8 protein-coding genes are annotated in these 16,368 nt (G+C 45.9%); 2 read left to right on the top strand and 6 right to left on the bottom strand.

The window, feature by feature from the left end; all coding sequences use genetic code 11:
• Positions 1–16: 16 nt before the first annotated feature.
• From AB4114_RS11855 to AB4114_RS11830, 6 genes are all read right to left on the bottom strand, one after another.
• Positions 17–2,515 (bottom strand): glycoside hydrolase family 2 TIM barrel-domain containing protein, encoded by a 2,499-nt coding sequence (locus AB4114_RS11855; RefSeq protein ID WP_441988647.1) that lies wholly within the window; start codon positions 2,513–2,515, stop codon positions 17–19.
• Between the two features lie 23 nt (positions 2,516–2,538).
• On the bottom strand, positions 2,539–3,780 hold the full coding sequence (locus AB4114_RS11850; RefSeq protein WP_441988646.1) for a glycoside hydrolase family 88 protein: 1,242 nt from the start codon (positions 3,778–3,780) through the stop codon (positions 2,539–2,541).
• 43 nt (positions 3,781–3,823) lie between these two features.
• Positions 3,824–4,693 (bottom strand): carbohydrate ABC transporter permease, encoded by an 870-nt coding sequence (locus AB4114_RS11845; protein ID WP_441988645.1) that lies wholly within the window; start codon positions 4,691–4,693, stop codon positions 3,824–3,826.
• 36 nt (positions 4,694–4,729) lie between these two features.
• Positions 4,730–5,683 (bottom strand): ABC transporter permease, encoded by a 954-nt coding sequence (locus AB4114_RS11840; RefSeq protein ID WP_441988644.1) that lies wholly within the window; start codon positions 5,681–5,683, stop codon positions 4,730–4,732.
• Between the two features lie 106 nt (positions 5,684–5,789).
• Positions 5,790–7,373 (bottom strand): extracellular solute-binding protein, encoded by a 1,584-nt coding sequence (locus tag AB4114_RS11835; RefSeq protein WP_441988643.1) that lies wholly within the window; start codon positions 7,371–7,373, stop codon positions 5,790–5,792.
• Positions 7,374–7,664: 291 nt separating this feature from the next.
• Positions 7,665–11,615: an OmpL47-type beta-barrel domain-containing protein gene (locus tag AB4114_RS11830; RefSeq protein WP_441988642.1), complete on the bottom strand. Its 3,951-nt coding sequence runs from the start codon at positions 11,613–11,615 to the stop codon at positions 7,665–7,667.
• A 393-nt stretch (positions 11,616–12,008) separates the two neighbouring features.
• On the opposite strand from AB4114_RS11830, the gene AB4114_RS11825 reads away from it, so the two are divergent.
• Both AB4114_RS11825 and AB4114_RS11820 read left to right on the top strand, forming a co-directional pair.
• Positions 12,009–14,345 carry a helix-turn-helix domain-containing protein gene (locus AB4114_RS11825; protein WP_441988641.1) on the top strand — a complete coding sequence of 779 codons (2,337 nt, stop codon included), beginning with the start codon at positions 12,009–12,011 and terminating at the stop codon, positions 14,343–14,345.
• Positions 14,346–15,516: 1,171 nt separating this feature from the next.
• Complete coding sequence (locus AB4114_RS11820; RefSeq protein WP_171629155.1) at positions 15,517–16,356, top strand: SPFH domain-containing protein; 840 nt, start codon at positions 15,517–15,519, stop codon at positions 16,354–16,356.
• Positions 16,357–16,368 lie beyond the last annotated feature (12 nt).

The following is a 16,368-nucleotide window of genomic DNA, read 5'->3' as shown; positions in this document are numbered from 1 at the left end:
TATTTATTTACGCTTATCAACAGCTTGTCAAAACAATGGTTGATGATGTCAGACCTTTCCCTTCCACCACAACCTCTATGGGTCCCTGTGTTATCCCGGCACGAATAACAGCCACGCACCTGCCTTTAAATGCTTTGCAACTGCTTGCTCTATAGCTGGTATTGCTGGTCAAGTCCCCGGAGATAACCCCAAGCAGATTTCCATGGCCTGTCACACCGACAGTTACCAGATTGGATGCATCCGGCACAAGAACCCCTTTCTCATCCACGATAGAAATTTCGATGACTGTATCCTCACGTTCTCCTCCCTGAAGAAGGCCATCTTGGCAGTACAACTGGATCTGCGAAGCTTGGCCTGAGGTAACAAGTTCACTTGTGCTGACAGGCTTGCCTCCTATATAACCCACTGCCTGCAGGATTCCAGGGGCATATTCAAGCTCCCACTCCATGGCAAAGGGATTGTTTGGTTCGGTTTTCCGCACACCAAGGGAATTGCCGTTGAGAAACAACTCCACCTGCTCACAATTCGTAAAGCAATAAGCCGTCTTGATGGCTGCGTTATCTTGGAAATTCCAGTGCAAATCCGCTTTTAGATAGCGGTAATGTTTAAATTTCTCTGCTTCTTTCGCTTTTACAGCCAAATGAAGGACCGGGGCATCGGACCAGATACTGGCTCTGTAGAAATATTCCCCATTGGGAGTGTCAGCGCTGTCCACCATGCCATATGCATAGCCGTGGCGTAATATCCGCTCTGCACATTTATGGGAGCTGGCCAACTGCGAGATATCGAAGGTATCCCCGAGATGGGCATCCTCTCCGAATCGATCAACGCCCTCTCCCATATAGTCATACCCAGCCCACAGAAACTGACCGATTGCATAATCCTGATCGCAGATAGCTTGCCAATGATGGGGCTCAAAGCCTGTCTCCGAGCCTAGAAGAATCCAATCGGGGTGTGACCGATGCAGGTTTGCATAGTAGGCACTTCCTTCCCGGTTAGATACATAATTGAACCCAGCCACATCCACTTGATCCATGATCCCCTCATAGATAGGAAGCATATGGCTGCCCTCTGCGCAAACCGTAATAGGTCGGGTCATATCTTCTTCTTTGCAGATCCCTACCAGCTTTTTCAGAATTTCAACGCCTTCCTTAAAATACAATTCCGGAATCTCATTCCCTACACTCCACATGATGATACTTGGATGATTTCGGCCACTGCGAATCATAGCACGCAGATCGGTATCATGCCATTGCTGAAAATCCAGATAATACCCATAAACATTTTTGCCATATGGCTGATCGCTGTACCCCCGTGTCCAACCAGCTTGCCACTCGTCGAACGCTTCATCCATTACCATAAGACCCAAGAAATCACAGGCATGATAAAACTCAGCGGGAAACGGATGATGCGCAGTACGAATCGCATTGACTCCGGCTCCCTTCAGTAGCTTCAATCTCTTAACCCAGGCTTTGGGCGGCACCGCTCCTCCGTATATTCCCACATCCTGATGCAAACAGACACCCTTCAACTTCAAGGAATCACCGTTAATCTCAAATCCTCTATCCTGGTGAAAAGAGAGCGTCCTAATGCCCAACGGGGTAATGCAGTCATCCACGAGTTCACCATCCGCCAAGAGTTTGGATTGAAGCCTGTACAGTTCCGGATGTGCCGGACTCCAGAGTAAGGGGCTGATCACCCGCAGCTTCTGTGTGAACTCATGCCTGCTGAATTGGGGGAGAATAGCCGAATCCCTTGCCTCCGCTACCACATTCCCCTTGTTATCTATAAGGGAGGTAACCAGTAAAGCTCTTTTTTTCACTTCACAATTATCTTTCATTCCCGTTCCTTGCCAGTTGAAGGCGTTCCAGACGGTATCCTGATATCGCTCAACGCGGACTTTCGTGTGAACCTGAAGCTCTGCCAGATCGGTATCGATTTTAACCGTATCGGTCCTGATCCCCCATTGCTCAATATGTAGAGAATTCATGGAAATCAAACAAACTTGACGATACAAGCCTGCCCCTGTATAAAATCGGGAATATGGCTGCAAGGAACTGTCTGCTCTGACAGCTATCCTATTCACCGCTCTTTCCTCTTGATGGACATAAGGAGTGATGTCATACCAGAAAGGGGTAAATCCGTAAGGGTGTTGCCCTAGATAGTGTCCATTCACCCACACCTGACTATGCATGGCAACACCGTCAAAAAGCAAATAGTACTTTTCATGATTGTTTCCAGAGGGTAATGTCAAGTTCTTCCGGTACCAGAGCACACCACTTTGTACAAAGCCATTAGCCTCATGGTCTTCAGAAAATTCGCCCTCAACAGAAAAATCATGTGGAATATCCAGTGTGCGCCAGGAGGAATCATCAAAATCCTCACGGTGAGCATCGGAGATATCTTTCGGACAAAACTTCCAGTCCTGACATAGAAATTGTACCTCTCTCGCTTCTAAATCCGAGGTTATCCGCTTCATATAAGATTCGAACATAGCAGTAAGACTCACGTTCATGACAAACCTCMGTAACCGTATTGTTAAAAATCCCAGGGCAGAAGGGTATTGCAGCTCTGCAGTCTCATGATCGACTCGTAGAGAAAATAATCCCCATATATCAGACTTTGGTTGGAGTAGAAATAGTTCCGATCTTTCTCATCCATGCTCCCTTCCCTATAAGCAGGCCCCACGCATCCATGCAAGAGGAAAGCATTACCCACGGGAAAGGCCGGGGCGCGATGGGTCTGGAGCAAATGGGAAATCATACGTTCCGCCAACACTCGCAACTCCCAATCGTCCTGAGCGTGCAGATACAATTCCAGAATGCCGCAACTTGCAATGGTCATAGCGGAAGTATCTACTGGAAGCCATTTATTCCGTGGTGCTGCAAAATCCCAAGGAGCATCTCCTACAGGAAGAATCGAATGTTTCCAATAATTCAGACAGCGCTGAGAAGCTTGAAGGAATTCCTCATTGCCCGTATACCGGTATGCTAGCGCAAAACCATAAATTGCCCACGCTTGCCCCCTGGACCAAGTAGAGGCATGAGAATAACCTTGCACACTACGCCCGCCAATCGGAATACCTGTATCGGGATTGAAATTATAAGAGTGATAGGTGCTGCCATCATCTCTAACGATGTTACATGCCAATTGACGAATATGAGCCTCCGCAGCATGCTTGTAGCGAGACTCTCCGGTTTCCTTGGCAGCCCAGAATAGGAGAGGCACATTCATAAGGCTGTCAATAATGACCTTCCCCTTCTTCTCTTCCCGGAATTCCGGCGTGTCTGTATCCCAGTCATTCCATGCGCGAATGTAGCTGCCCTTTTCCTGAAAACGGCCCAGCAGCGATTCTGCTGCCTTTAGCCCTATTTCCCTTGAAGATAGCGATCCGGTTAGTGCATAGTGATAGACTGCAGTGAGATGAAATATAAAACCTACATCATGATCCAGATTCAAATAACCMCGTTCTTTATTGACTGTCGGATCATTATTAACCCGCTCTATAAGAAACGGCATATACCGCTCATACTCACCTAACAGCAGATCATCCTGCAGCCCGGCGTATGCCAGCAATTGTAACCCTGGCCAGAAACCGTCTGTCCACTGTCCTTTTCCTGAAAGGGTGTACTTACCGTCCATGGAACCAACCGCAAAGGGAATGTCTCCATTGTAAAGCAGGCAGTTTCTGTATATTTTCATATTCATATCCCGCATCGCATTTTCATATCGATTTGGCTCATTTCGAACCAAACCAAGTTCCGGTTGAACAGTGTCCATATTCTTTTCTATCCTTCCATTTAGATTGCAGCAATTGTATTTTTTATCCTTTCACCGCGCCAAGGGTAACTCCTTTAACGAAATATCTTTGTAGAAAAGGATATAGAACCACAATTGGTAGGGCTGTCAAAATGACTGTTGCCATTTGGATAGAAATCGCAGGAGGCAAAGGGCGGTCAGAGTCATTCAAATTAAATAAATCGGACTGCCCTACAGAAACAACCTGCCGAAGAAGAACCTGAAGCGGCCACAATGTTGGTTTGTTTATATAAATAACTGCGGAAAAGTACTGATTCCAGTTGCCTACTGCATAAAACAAGGTAAATGTCGCAAGAGAAGCAGTGGAGAGCGGCAGCACAATTCGCCAGAAAATTCCCCAGTCGGAACAGCCGTCGATAACAGCAGACTCGATAATCCCTTCATCAATGCTTTCAAAGAATTCGCGGATGATGATGACATTGAAAGCAGATATGGCGCTGGGAATGATCAAGGCCCATAGACTGTTGATGAGTCCAGTTGCTTTCACTACTAGGTAAGTGGGAATAAGTCCACCTCCGAACATCATAGTGAATATGATCATCAGCATAATCCAGCGCCTGCCCGAGAAATTCCGCCGTGACAAAACGAAGGCTGTAAGTGTAGTAAGGATCATGTTAACCGCAGTTCCCATGATCGTAATAAAAATCGAATTGTTAAATGATTGAAAAAAGACACCTGTGTCAAAAATATATATATAAGAAGTGAAATCCCATGTTTTTGGCCAAAGAATAAAATCGCCGGACATCTGATCCTTTACATTCGCCATTGACATGGCGATAACGTGAAAGAAAGGGACAAGACATAAAAAGCAAAAAATTAACAAAAGTAACACATTAATCATGTCAAACCATCGGGAAGTCCATTTTTCTGTCATTCTGTAAGCTCCTCCACATCCAATTCCGAAAATAGTTCAATACAGCCCTCGTCCGTTTATTCGTCGAGCTACCTTGTTTGATCCGTATATGAGTACAAAACCGAGAACCCCTTTAAGCAAGCCCACAGCAGTTGCGAAGCTGAATTTGCCGCTAACCAACCCAGTGGAATATAGATAAGTCTCCAGCACATCTCCAACCACGCTAACTCGTGCGTTCAGCATGAGAAAAACCTGTTCGAAGCCTACATCCAGAACGTTGCCCAGACGCAATGTGAAGAGTATCATAATCGTACTGCGAAGGCCCGGGAGCGATACATGCCATATTTGCCTAAATCTCCCTGCCCCGTCCATCTTAGCCGCTTCGTACAGTTCCGGACTGATGCTTAGTAAGGCGGCCAGATAGATGATCGTTCCCCAGCCGGATTCTTTCCAAATCAGTTGGAGTACTAACATTAGCCGAAAATGGTCAGGATCAGAGAGCAGATTGAAATCTTGAATCCCCCATTGTCCCAGAAGAGTTGTAACACCGCCATTGCTGCTAAACATGAGGTAGAAAATACCTGCAATAACCGGCCAAGACAAAAAGTGAGGCAAATAAACAATCGTTTGGATTGACCGCTTCAACCAACTTCTACTCACTTCATTAATCATGATGGCCAGCACAATGGGAAATGAAAAAGCCAACACAATTTGATAGAAACTAATTACAAGGGTATTCCACATCACCCGAGGGATGGCATCGTTGGTGATGAGATTTGAAAAATGCTTCAGTCCCACCCACGGACTGTTCAGGATACCGCGAACAGGGTTGTAATCCTGAAAAGCAATCACGATACCTAACATCGGAATATACTTATAAATAATAAAATACAGGATACCTGGCAACACCATTAACCATAAATACCTTTCTCTCTTGAGTGTCCGCCAGAATCCAGTTCTCTTCGTTGCCGCTGAATCAGCATTCAATGCCAGAAGCTCTTGTCCATTCATTGCCGTGCCTCCTCAAAAGCATGCATGTTAAAATCTAATCCTTTGCAACAAGTCGTTGCATTTTACCAAAAACGGGACAGCCCTTGCCGTCCCGTCCACCTGAACATTATTTGGTTTGGCCTTGGCTAGCCACATAAGCTTCGTTCATTTCGTCGAGAATCTTTTGGCCTCCCTTTGCTTTCCAATCCGCTAACGCCTTATCGTAGCTTTCCAGCGACTGTTCTCCAGTGATTACTTTTACGATGCTTTCGAACAAATTTTTATTCAATTCTGTTCCTTTTTCCTTTAATGTCGGTGTAGGCACAAGCTTAAGCGCAGGATCGGAATATGGAGTTCCTGCTAATGCAGCTTTGTACGAAGCATTCTTGACATCCTGAAGCTCCTTGCTATCGTTGGGATTGTTCAATCCAGTGGCTTCACTCGGAGGATTCGTTATTAGATACAAAGAAGGACGTTCCTTGTTGCCTAGATCGGTATAAACAACCTTGCCGTCCTTCAGGTTATAATGTTCGCCTTCTTTTCCGTAATTTAATAATTTATACAAATCGGAATTCATATCAGCTGCCATCTGGTCATCAAGGAATTTCAGCATTCGTTTTACTTTAGCTACATCCTTGCTCTGCGTTGCCGGGATCGCTACAAAGCCGTTAATGCCCGACCCTTTGGCATATCCTTGGAAACCATTTGGTCCTTTAAGGGCGGGAATTGGCTCCCATTGAAAATTCGGATTGACAGCTCTGGCTTTGTTCAGCCTATCCGCGGAATAGGCATTCCAGGCAAAATCCCCAATTACACCTGCACGGCCGTTCAGAAAATCATCCTCTGCCTGGTTGCCTTTCATAATGACAAAATCCTTGGATAGGATGCCTTCCTTATACAGCTTAGTCAAGTATGAAAGTCCATCACGGAAATTAGGATGTGCTAGAACCGGATAGATTTTTCYGTCCGTATGCTTACTCCAGTTAATATTCGTAGGCGTGTTGAACGATCCGAGAAGAGAAACCGCCCCCAGGGTTCCTGATCCTGCATTAAACGCCAGGCCATACGTATCTTTTTTGCCGTTTCCATCCGGATCACGTTCCACGAATTGCTTCATTACCGCTTCCAGTTCATCGTATGTGGTAGGCATGGCCAATCCCAGCTTATCCAGCCAATCTTTGCGAATTGTCAGGGTGTGAGCCGCTTGAGAACGGAGTCTTGGCAGGCCGTATACATGACCTTTATAAGTAACTAAACCCAACGTTTCTTTTGGGATTTTAGCCAGATTTGGCGTATCCTTCTCATTAATATAGTCTTCGAGAGGCATGAACACGCCATTATCCAAATAGTTATACCAATTCTCGTCTAATCCGGGATAAACCGTTAGATCCGGAAGATCGCCGGAAGCAACCGCTACCCCTAGCTTGTTGTAGTAATCTGCAGCAGTCACGGGAATAAAGGTATAATCCATATTATATTTATCTTCCAAAATCTTCATCCCCGAGCTCTTGTCCGGTGGTGCAGCTGAATACAGTATCGTCATGGCCGACACTTTGATTCTTTTGGAAGTATCGCCATTGTTGCTGGCAGCAGATTGTGCCTTCGTTGGCTCTGCATCAGAGCCCTTGTTATTCGAGTTATTCGAGCAAGCTGTCAGAAGTGATGTTAACACCAACATGGATGCTAGTGGCAAAGCAATCTTTTTTTTCATCTGGCAAATAAACCTCCCTTTAATAATCGAGCTTTATTATCACATTTTTCGCCATCGGCCGAATGGATGCTTTTACTTTACCCTACTGTTTGATTAGCAAGCAATGAAACTCTTTTGACCTCAGTTTTTCTATTGTGTACACTTACTTTTTGCAAATAAGATTCACATTCTGCAAAAAACGTTCATGTTCAATGGTAACTTGTTGCACCAAATTAAGAACTCATTGTATGATAAAAAAGACGGCTCCGTTCCATAAGTTAATGGAATGAGTCGTCTTTTTATTGATCTTAACTACCTTGCATTCAGTACTGCTCGAGCATCACGCAACAGGTAATTAGCCGCCTCTTGTGTAATATGCTTCCCGCTTTGAGCCTCAACTTCATTGATGAATGGTTGCAAATGATCTCCGCTTAACTTTTTTTGCAAGCTCTTGACTATGCCATCATTGTCAATCCAATTTTTGTCCCCAAAGATAGTCACCAATTGTTTTAGCCCATCGACACTGGCACTTGTCCGGAACGTCCAGGTTGTATTCGTTGTATTCCCTGCTAAATCGCTCGCATAAACAACAAGCGTATGTGAGCCCAACTGCAGCGAATAAAGATCAATAGGGTCACCAAGGTGATAAACATGGGTATCCAGTGTTGCCATTGTCTTGCTTGAATCCACTCCGGAGCTTCTATCGCTCAGTGTAATCAAAGGCAGTAATGTTTCGGCAGAGCTTAAACGATATACGCTGTTCGTTACCGTGATCGCCGGAGCCTCAGTATCTATGTTAAATGTTACGGTTTGGGCAGCCTCCACCTTCCCTGCCTTATCAGTCGAGCGGTAGCCTACCCTGTAGGCTCCATCCTTATCAATTATCACGGGTTGGTTATACGTTAACCACGTTGCACCATCATCGAGACTATATTCCGTCTTTACCAGCGTTGAAGAACTGTCCGATGCACTCAGGCTTAGTGTTACAGGATCCACGTACCAATCATTTTTTCCATTCGACTGTTCTGGCGTGAGCGTGGCGTTCGTGGCGGGCAGCTTGGCGGGAACGGCAACCGTCGCACCGTCATCAACCAGAACCCAGTCAATTTTGCCACTCCAGGTGCTCGTAAGAGCACTAATACGGTAATTCCATCGGTACGATGGCTGGATCATGAGTCGCTCAATGGTACCTGTCCAGGCCGGTATTGTCGACATATCCAGCACGTAGTCGACCATTCCACTTCCCGGTACCAGCGGGAAAACAATCCCTCTTCCGTCCACTTCATTGCCGGCAGGCCAACCTTTCTCCGGGGTGTCGAATGCAGGAGCTTCACTCGTCGTAAACAGCAGATAAGCGGTGAACCGATTGTCGGGATTGGACATGCGGATATGCACATAGCGCTGCGTGGCCGCATCGATTCCCAAACCGTTTGGAGAGAGAAGGGCTGGCTCGTATGCGCCGCTTCCAACGATCTTTCCATTCGATACCGTAACGGGTTTATATCCCTTGTCTATCGGAGTTGCTTCGAACTGTGTAGCAGAATAAGTGCGGAATTTCATGCTGCGTTTGGATGATCCCTCTGGACCGCGCCAGATGCCTCTGCCATCAACACTGTAATAAACGTTCCCTTGAAGGTATCGACCTGTGTCGTCATAAGCAATGCCATAGTTGCCCCCGTTTGGAACCACATAGGGACTGAAAATTTGCCAGCTGTAAAGCTCATTAGGATCAAGTCCCGTAAGCCTCGGATATACGCTGATAAAGTTCCCCGTCGTAGTAACTGCACTTGGTGGAACTGCTCCTGTGAACAACACCTTGTCATGGGAATCCGCCACTTTAATGTAAAGAGCGCCAGCTGGTGTACCTGTCTTATACACCCATACGTCCAGTTGAGCCAATGTGCCTGTTGACACCCGGAAGGTTTGGGAACGGGCTTTATTCCAGTTGATGTCTGCTACCTTGCTGGCGCTCCAATCCCCGTTGTTAATGTCGATTTGCGGATCAAGCGGGCGAATCCCGTCCGAGCCCTTGCTGATGTCAGGGTTAATCTTCCATCCCCCGTCGCTGTCAAAGTCCCAGCGAGGACCCGCAGGTTTGGCAAATTGCACAGAGTCAATCCTCACCTCGCCAGCGCCTGTACTCGTACCTAGTTCTATTCGAATTTGGTCAATTGTTCCAACCCAGCCTTCAGCTTCAGTAACCGGAATGAGAATGTCGACAAAGCCTTCCGTAAGTCCTTGCATTTCGCGGGGGTTTACTTGGAAACTAACCGCTCGATCCTCAGAAAAGATTTCATCATCCGCCCGAAAAAGGAGGCGACCTGAGCTTATACCACTGCGGTTAGCAAGACGGAGGCGAATGGCACTGCTTCCCGCCGCCTCAATGCCTAAGGACGGCGGAGAGGTCAACGTTGCACCGGCCGAAGTCGTTCCGATGGCAAGCCAGCCAGCTTTCACCTGGATGGGGCTATTCGAAGTCCAGCCTTGGGCATCGTTGTCGACTGAAAAATTCCATTCTCCGAGCGTGTCTTGAGAAAGAGCTTCGCCCGTGAAGCTAACGGATGGCGTCCAACTGACTGCAGGTCCCCCAGCCGGCGCCACGAAACGAATGACATCTCCCGGCTGCACGGCGATATCGTCCGCGATCAGCACAGTCCCTTGCACAGTTGTCGTAGCGGTTGCAACTTCGGCCCCATTAACAGTGATGCGTACGTCCGAGGTTCCTGACCAAGCGACTGGGTAACTCCGAATGGCAATTTTTCCAGAACGCGGAGCAGTCCAGGCAAGCTCGGCGGAGGAACCTAGGCTGGGGGTGAGTTCGAAACGTGAAATAGCCACATCACCGTCCCTGTATGTCCCAGAAGCGGAATCCAGCGTCAGGTCCGACCAACCTGTAATCGTCGAGCGCTGGTAAGACCACAGGCTGGACGAATTGCCATAGTCAGCAGAAGATTGCGATATCCATTCAGCTTTCTCAAGCTGAAGATTGTTTGTAACGGTGAGCGCTGAGGCAGTTCCCCTCAGGTGTGCCGTCAGAAATGCATACGGCTCGTATGCGATGTTGTCTGCGATTACTGCATCCGGGACGATGCCATTGCCAACTTGGGCAATGGCCCCGCCACCTGGATACGGAATATTATGAATATAACCGTTCCGAACGAAGACATTGGCCCGAATCGAATTCTCAGTGGAATAGTCGTTGGAACCATGAATCGCTAAATATTCAATGCCACCACCATAATTGTCTGCAAAATAATTGCCCGCGATCAAAACCTTGTTGGTGCCTGCTTCGTGATCGATGGCCACCATGTCCGGATTCTCGGTATTCGGAGTGTTGACAAAGATATTGTTGGCAACAACAACGTCTTTAACCGTTCCCAGATAAAGAGCTGCGGTACCCGAATTTGTACGGCATCCTGCGGAACCGTCAAACACGGAGTTACGAATCATCACCGAGGAGGCGGATGCAACTGAGAGACTGTCGGGGCAACCGGCATCTGTCTGAGCGAATACTTGGGATGGATCAGGGTTGTTGTTGTCGTCGTCATGCTGAAAAAGCCCCTCAATCAACACATTGCGAAAAATCCGATTGGCTGCATTATCAGGTGAAGCCACAGAAGCCGGGTTAGTGACTGTCCCTTGACTGGCAAATACGATGCCGTGGGCGTTGTGGGTAGTTTCGATGTTGCGCAGCGTTATGCCATCTATTGCGGTATCTGTTCGTGCCAGATTTGTTAAGTTGCGAACGAACATTCCTGCAACACGATTGTCGTGAATGTAGAGGTCTTCAAAGATGACATTGCTGTTGTTAAGAGTCGAAAAATCCACACGCAGCCCGTACTGAAAAGCCCCTTTTCCATCGGCAGTTGTGTCACCAATGTCCAAATTTCTTACAATCACGTTACTTGGATTGGCGATTATCATGGCGGCGTTTGTGCCGTTAGAGATAAATCGTGGACGAGGGCCTTGGCCATAAGCTTCAATGGTGATGCGCTCCGAGAGTGTACCCTTTAGATTGGCAATACTGACTTGCTCCGCGAAGCTGGTTCCCCGGGCGATGAGAAGATGGTCACCAGGGCCAAGAGTAAGTCTGGCAAGTGGAGCGAAGCTGCACCAGGGCGCATTGGAATCAGTACCGGCCCCATCGTCTGAGCACGTGGTTGCTGCACGGTTGTCGATGTAATAGGATTGTGCAGCTGCTTTCACCAGATTTGGAAGCGCTAACAATGAACTCAATAGCAAAATAAATACAATTGCCGCCATAAGCTTTCTTCTTGCACTTGCAAAGTCAGTTAAAGCTAAGTGTTCGACCGTTTTCAGATTAGTTTCCTCCTTAGAGTAAATTACCTGTAAAAAAAGATGTTTGTGCCTCCCGATCCCGCCGACTGATTAGCCTGMCTGCGCCAGCATCTCGAACTCTCACCTCCTTTTTAATCTTTCTGAAGCAACACATTCAACATTACCCATCTTGTGCATGACACGCAATGAAACTGTTTTGATGGTACATTTCCTACCGGGATGGGGCATTCGCAAGAAAAGTTCATTTTTCTCAAAAGATGTTCATGTACTTGGGGCAAAAAACCGCTCCTCTCATGTTGACCCGTTTCTTGCTTCAAGATATGCTTAACTAATCATTTGAACTAAGGAGATGGCTATGTGAAGTATTGGGCAACACGTTTTTTTCAATTAGCGTTCACACCTAAGCTGAAAACCAAAATGCTGGCCTATCTACTCTTGTTATCGAGCATTCCGGTTGCCCTAATGGGCTTCGTCTCTGCATACAATACCTCAAGGATCATTCGGGAGCAGGCGGTTGAATCGAATGCCGTACTGCTCAAGCAGACAGAAAAAGAATTGAATATGTTCTTCAAGAAGATCGATGATCTGATGCTCCAATATACATATGCCTCTTCTAACTCAACCCTATTGCTTAAGCGATTTGTCGATGAAGATTTATCTAGCGGGAATTGGAAAACAGTGATGGATTTGAGCGAAATTCTCGTCAAGTTGCAAAGCGGGATGGAGCATGTACTAGAACTTGATTTCTATTCTGTCCCTTACGGCAAAGTATTGAGTTCCCATGGCAATATCTATACGGAAGAAGAGTTTGTCGACCCGGTGGCTATCAGTGAAGCTAAGAAATTAACTTACTCCAACCGTTTTCTTAATCTTCGCATGTCCATTTCCAACCAAAAAGTTCTGGAGAGGCCTGTTTTAACCATTATCAAACCAATCCTGCTAAACAATCAGGTGAATGCCGCCCTTATCGTCTATCTGGATGCCGCTTCCATCAGCAGCTATAAACTGGCTCCACCTTCCCCGTATGAAGGCTCTACACTTTTCGTCACGGATGAGCAAGGCAAGATTATTTTGCATTCCCAAACCTCCCGAATCGGTACTTCGGCTGACGAAGCTGTTGTTAAGAAGATTAAGGAGACTGCCACTTCGGATTGGATTATTCATGATAAAGTAAGTATCAGCGGTACTGTTTCCAATACCGTGATGCTGCGCTCAGATTCGAGGAATTGGTTTTATTTTGCTACTGTTCCTGAGAAATCGTTTATTACAAAAGCTAACAGCCAACGCAATACCATATTTGCTATCAGTTTAGTACTAGCCTTAAGTGGCTTGCTTATCGGCTATCGTGCGTCCAATGTGCTGTACCGGCCGCTCAAGGACCTGACCAATAAGGTGAAGCCTGCGGCGATGAAGACGAATATGGACACAGACGGCGATGAAGTAATATGGTTGGACCGCTATCTGGAGAGTATCGCTTTTGAGAACAGACAACTCTTAAATGAGATGAGTATTTATTTTGATCAAGCCAAGCATTTTATGCTCCACCAATTGCTCGTCGGAAGCATGCCTCATCAGAATTTTCTGCTTGACGAGCAGGAAGCGTTTCCCTACGAATGCTTCTTCATCCCTCTCTTGGTATTGGATTTGAACCGAATGAGGATGATGGAGAGCTATTCCCGTCAAGATTGCTCCCTGTTTTATTATGCGGTAGATAACATCACCAAAGAACTACTAAGTGAGTACGGTAAACCGCAGGTTATCATGATTCAACCGGGAATGTTCGTAGCCATCGTCCCCATGGCAAACCTGCTGACACAAGAGGAACTACGTGGTCTGGGTCGCAACCTTCAGGACGCGCTTCATAAGTATCTAAAGCTGGATTCCTATATCACCGTCAGCTATTCTGAAACTGGAACGGACGGCTTGCACGAAGCCTATGAGGAAGCCTCCGACCTTTTGCGTTACCGATTTCTTGTCGGGGATAACCAGGTATTGTTGATTCATGATCTGGAATTTTCCGTTTCCATGCAAGCAGATGTCTTGTTTCACAGTGATAGCGAAATTGCCGCTGCCATCTGTTTACAAAAATGGAATGAAGCGGAAGAAATCTTCCAGACGCTGATCGATGCACTTCAAGAATCATTCAATATTTCTGAGGATTTATTGCGCGGCTACTTTCCTCAATTAGTCAATACGATAGTAAAATCCTTAAGATCAGCGCCACAAGGTCCTTTCGATGATAATAAAGTCCAAGAGCTTATGCTGCATCTTTCCGAGTGCAGTACGCTTGATGAAATCGGGTTATTTTTTCGAAACCGTGTGTTTGCCGTGCTGCGCCAAGAATACAAGGAAACTGGAGCATCTTCTAGCCGCATCCAACTTGTGGAGCAGGTTCAGGCTTTCATTCAAAATCATTATGATACGGATCTTTCCTTGCAACAATGCGCAGAACAAACCGGTCTTAACTCTTTTGAATTAAGTCGCTTATTTAAACAAGTTACAGGAGTTAATTTTATTGATTACCTGATTGAGTTTCGGATGGAGAAAGCTAAGGAGTACCTTGCCGATCCAACTATGAAGATCCAGGATATTGCAGATAAACTGCGCTATACCTCTATTCAAGGATTTATGCGGGCCTTTAAAAAATCAACGGGGATGACTTCCGGTCAATACCGCGATAAATTTAAAGCTTGAGAATAGTGCACACATTTTGACTTTTATTTATTCGCAGTCCGCAGTCCCAGCAAAGAGAATTTTCTGTCAATTGCAAGTAAAACAATAGGTATTTAATTAAACTTAACTTTATTTTATTCTCCTTGTGCCCATCCGTATCGACAAAACAAGTCGTTACCCGCTCCAAGAGGCGGGTTATCGTTCCAATCAATAGCTTAACGTCCCCGCATTTCCAGCTCATTGCGTAATCCGTAAAAAAATCGTTCACTCAGAGTTGATGAGTGAACGCTTATTAAAATTCACTTGAACAGGTGAACATGGCTCAGGATGCATAGGCACCTCGAACCAGCTTGCTTGGCAAATTCGAGTCCGGGACGATTATTATCGTCTTTATAATGGTATGGCTTAAAATTCCGCGGATCTGCTTGATGCCAGCCGATATTACGATCTCGGTTGTTTTGATAACCCATTCCTCGGCCAGTTCAACAAGTGTCTCATCCAATTGAAGAACCTGATATTAATACTATACACTTTGATAAAGACCCAATGGAAAAGGCGTATTCCATTTAAGTATTTAAGTGCTTGCGCCAGATGCGCCAATTATTCGTTATCCGCTAACGTAAACATCCAAATCTCATTTGCTATTTATGGTTATATCGCTTGAAGATACGTATAAATAAAAAAATGCAGATGCATTATGCCATCAGCAGTTCCTAAGCAATATGAATCTCAAACAACTCCTCAACTTCCCTCTCAAGCAATTCACTCAGCTTCTTCGCAGTGAAAGGTCCTAATACTCTTCCAATTGCCGTAGAGACAACATCAGTGATATGTACGCATGACTAACTCCATAGTGCCGTGCCAACTCTCTTTGAGAGAATCCCTAAAAATCCGAGCTTTAATAAAAACTTCTGGTTTGGCTGCTATTTCTATTCTAATCTTGATCCCCCCCCCMCAACAATCGTAATTCTGCTCGGATCTGTCGTTCTTTTGATGTGTTTGCTTTTGTAAAACTGATTAACGAACTTTATTTTCAATTAACACACTTTATTTTCCACTAACGAACTTTATTTTCCTTGATCAGCGACGCCCTTATCCCTCCCTTGGACACCTAATTTAATTTTACAATTTAAGTAAAAAGTGATATCATATAAATATCACAACGATATACACTAGGGAGGTTTTTCAACGTATGAAAGAAACGAAGACATGGGCACTCAATGGTTTTATCGGCTTACTCTTATTTTTCGCCGCGCTCGGGCTAGGTATTTACAGTTTCACACAAGAGAGCTTTTTGATTGGGGCTATTTTGATCGTAGTTAGCATCATTTCCCTCACGACAATTAATGTCGTTCAGCCGAATCAAGCCTCGGTCATTACTTTTTTCGGGAGCTATCTAGGGACGATTCGCAAAAGTGGTATGTGGCTCGTAATCCCTTTCTCTTCACATAAGAAAATATCGCTGCGGGTTCGCAACTTTAACAGTGTCAAATTAAAAGTGAATGATATTGATGGCAATCCGATTGAAATTGCTGCTGTAATCGTGTTTAAAGTCGTTGATACGTACAAGGCTTTGTTCGATGTAGATAGTTATGAGAAATTCGTTGAAATTCAAAGCGAGACTGCACTACGTCATGTAGCTAGCAAGTATCCTTATGATCGTTACGAAACAGAAGGCTATTCGTTAAGAGGAAATGCCGATGAGGTTGCGGCTGAGCTCAGCACAGAGCTTCAACATCGTCTTTCCGTTGCAGGTGTTGAGGTGATTGAGTCTCGTCTGACTCACCTGGCCTACTCCACCGAAATTGCCAGCGCCATGCTGCAGCGTCAACAAGCCTCTGCGATTTTATCAGCACGCTCCATTATTGTCGAAGGCGCCGTGGGCATGGTTCAACTGGCTGTCGAACAATTGGAAGCGAAGGGCTTGCAGCTTGACGAGGAGCGTAAAGCTGCCATGATCAACAATCTTCTAGTTGCGATTGTGTCTGATCGTTCAGCGACACCGGTCATTAATACCGGAACGTTGTACTAACGGAGCCATGTT

It is taken from the genome of Paenibacillus sp. 2RAB27 (genome assembly GCF_052115445.1).
Lineage (GTDB): Bacteria > Bacillota > Bacilli > Paenibacillales > NBRC-103111 > Paenibacillus_E.
Note: the sequence above shows the minus strand (reverse complement) of the source record. Positions and strands in the feature narration are given on the sequence as shown.

Bases quoted from the DNA above. Each gene is read 5' to 3' on its own strand.
- AB4114_RS11840 (WP_441988644.1), bottom strand. From the start codon at position 5,683: ATGAATGGACAAGAGCTTCTGGCATTGAATGCTGATTCAGCGGCAACG.
- AB4114_RS11855 (WP_441988647.1), bottom strand. From the start codon at position 2,515: ATGAACGTGAGTCTTACTGCTATGTTCGAATCTTATATGAAGCGGATA.
- AB4114_RS11830 (WP_441988642.1), bottom strand. From the start codon at position 11,615: ATGGCGGCAATTGTATTTATTTTGCTATTGAGTTCATTGTTAGCGCTT.
- AB4114_RS11820 (WP_171629155.1), top strand. From the start codon at position 15,517: ATGAAAGAAACGAAGACATGGGCACTCAATGGTTTTATCGGCTTACTC.
- AB4114_RS11845 (WP_441988645.1), bottom strand. From the start codon at position 4,693: ATGACAGAAAAATGGACTTCCCGATGGTTTGACATGATTAATGTGTTA.